Origin of the sequence: Actinomadura sp. HBU206391, assembly GCF_014323665.1 — a bacterium.
Classification (GTDB): domain Bacteria; phylum Actinomycetota; class Actinomycetes; order Streptosporangiales; family Streptosporangiaceae; genus Actinomadura_C.
This window is the reverse complement of sequence record NZ_JABVEB010000478.1, coordinates 1-2,468: the sequence shown is the minus strand read 5'-3', so window position 1 is coordinate 2,468 and position 2,468 is coordinate 1. Positions and strand designations below refer to the sequence as shown.

The 2,468-nt window shown below is 71.9% G+C and carries 2 protein-coding genes; one reads left to right on the top strand and one right to left on the bottom strand.

The window, feature by feature from the left end; all coding sequences use genetic code 11:
- Positions 1–1,423: helix-turn-helix transcriptional regulator (locus tag HKK72_RS38555; RefSeq protein WP_187239319.1), on the top strand; the 1,423-nt coding region annotated here is incomplete at its 5' end.
- Here the strand turns inward: HKK72_RS38555 and HKK72_RS38550 are convergent.
- Positions 1,418–2,468: sensor histidine kinase (locus HKK72_RS38550; RefSeq protein WP_187239318.1), on the bottom strand; the 1,051-nt coding region annotated here is incomplete at its 5' end. The genes HKK72_RS38555 and HKK72_RS38550 overlap by 6 nt on opposite strands.

Sequence of the window (2,468 nt, the reverse complement as noted above, 5' to 3'; positions counted from 1 at the left end):
TCGGCCGGCCGACGCGGTGGTCGAGGCCGAGAAGGCCCTCAGCCGGCAGGATCTTCCCGCTGAGCTGCGTGGCCTCGCCGAACAGATCCTCTTCCGAGCGCTGTACGCGTGCCAGGACTACCGGCGATGGCGAAAGCGGGCGGAGGGCATCGTGTCCGCCGAGGAGCACGGCAACCAATCCGCCATGGTCGGGGCGCACATGCGGCTCACCACGATCGCCTGGGCCGAGGGACGGGCCGCCGACGCGATGGCTCATATCCGCGAAGCGGTGCGCATCGCGGGCGCCGGGCCGATCCGGGCTCGGCATGCGCACCCGCGCCTGCACCTGGGCACCCTGCTCACGGACATGCGGCAGATCGACGAGGCAGAGACCGTGCTCCGCGCCGCCGACGAGGAGATCACGGCGCTCGGGCACACGGTGCACGCCGCCAGCCCCGCGCTCTTCCGCGCCCGGCTCCGGCTCGCCGCCGGCCGGCTCGACGACGCGGCGGCCGAGGCCCAGGCCGGCCTCGCCATGGCCGATGAGCTCGGCATGCGCGCGTTCGTCCTCCTGGGGATCGCCGTGCTCATCATCGTCGCGGTGCGCCGCGGTGACCTCGACTCCGCCGCCAGGTACGTCGAGCACTACAAGTCCCGGCATCAGGCGGGCCAGGGCGTGATGTACGGAATGGGGTGGGGCAACTTCGTCGTGGCCGTGGCCGCTGAGGCGCAGTGCGACCGCGAGAGGGCGATCGGCGAGCTTCACGTCCTGTTCACCGATCCCCTGGAAAGGCGCTGGCTGCTCATGGCGGAACCCAATGCCGCGGGCTGGCTGACCCGGATCACGCTCGCCCTCGGAGACCGTTCCAAGGCCGAGGCCATCGTCGCCACGGCCGAAGACCTCGCCCGCGAGAACCCGGGCTTCGACAGCCTCGCGGCCTCTGCCGCACACGCCCATGGCATCCTCCATGGTGACTGCGCCGCCCTGGACCGCGCCGCCACGGGCCACCTCGGGCCGTGGAGCCGCGCCTCCGCCGCCGAAGATCTCGGTGTCCTGCTCGCTCGCACGGCCGGCGACTCGGGCCATGCAGCGGCCGTCCAGAGCCTCGACCGCGCACTCGACGGCTACCAGCGAACCGGTGCGTGGCGCGACGCGGCACGCATCCGCGCCAGGTTGCGCAGGCTCGGCGTGCGGCGCCGCCACTGGACCCAATCCGAACGCCCCGTCTCAGGATGGGCCAGCCTCACCGACACCGAGCGCAACGTCGCCACGCTCGCCGCCCAGGGACTCACCAACCCCCAGGTCGCCACGCAGATGTTCATCTCCCCGCACACGGTCAAGTTCCATCTCCGGCAGATCTTCCGCAAACTCGGTATCGGCTCCCGGGTCGAGCTGGCCCGCATCGCCACCGAGCACGCCCCGCAGACCACATCCCCGTCATGACCGGTCTCCGTCGGGGTTGGACACCCCGACGAGCGGGAGGCGGAGCACGAAGCGGGCGCCGCCGGAGGGCGGATCCTCGATATGAAGGGTGCCGTGGTGAACGTGGGCGATGTCGCTCGCGATGGCCAGACCGAGCCCCGCGCCGCCCTGGTCGCGGCTCCGGGCGGGGTCGAGGCGGGTGAAGCGCTGGAAGATCCGTTCACGGTCGGCCTCGGCGATCCCCCCTCCGTCGTCGGTGACCGCGAGCTCGGCTCGATCGCCGTTGCTGTGCACCTCGGCGACGATGGTGTGCCTGGCGTGACGCTGGGCGTTGTCGAGCAGGTTGGCCAGCAGACGGCTGATCTGGGGTCGCACCGCGTCGACCATGACGCCGGAATCGAGGCGGAGTCGCACCGCCTGCGGGTCCATCCGCCGGGCGACCTCGGACCGGACCAGCTCGGCCAGGTCGATGGTCTCCAGCGTGTCGGGCAGGTTGACGCCCAGCCGGGCCAGCAGGAGCAGGTCGGTGGCGATCGACTCCAACCGGTCGACGTCGCTGAGCGCCTGCTCCAGCATGGCCTGCCGGTCGATGTCGTCAGGGTAGAGCTGTGCCTCCTCGAGCCGCGCCCGCAGAGCGGTGATCGGCGTGCGGAGCTCGTGTGAGGCGTCGGAGGCGAACTGGCGCTGCCGGTCGAGCGATCGTTCCAGGCCCCGTCTCGCGTGCTCGAGCCGTCCGAGGGTCTGGTTCACCGTCCGGGCCAGGCGCGCGATCTCCTCCTGATTGGCGGGTTCGGGGACATGCCGGCTCAGGTCGTTGAAGTTGATGGCGGCCAGGTCGGCTCGGATGGCCTCCACCGGCTTCAGGGTCCGGCCGGTGATCTTCCAGGCGGCCCAGGCCGCAAGCGCGATCAGCAAGGCCACCTGGACGGCGAAGATGGTGTCGAAGATCCCCGCCGACAGCGCACCGGGAGCGCGCCGGCCCGCGTACACGACAGGAGAGTCCGGCCCGGGCCGGGCGCGGACCGCGGAGAGCCGCACGCAGCCCAGGCCGGGCTGCGCACAGGTC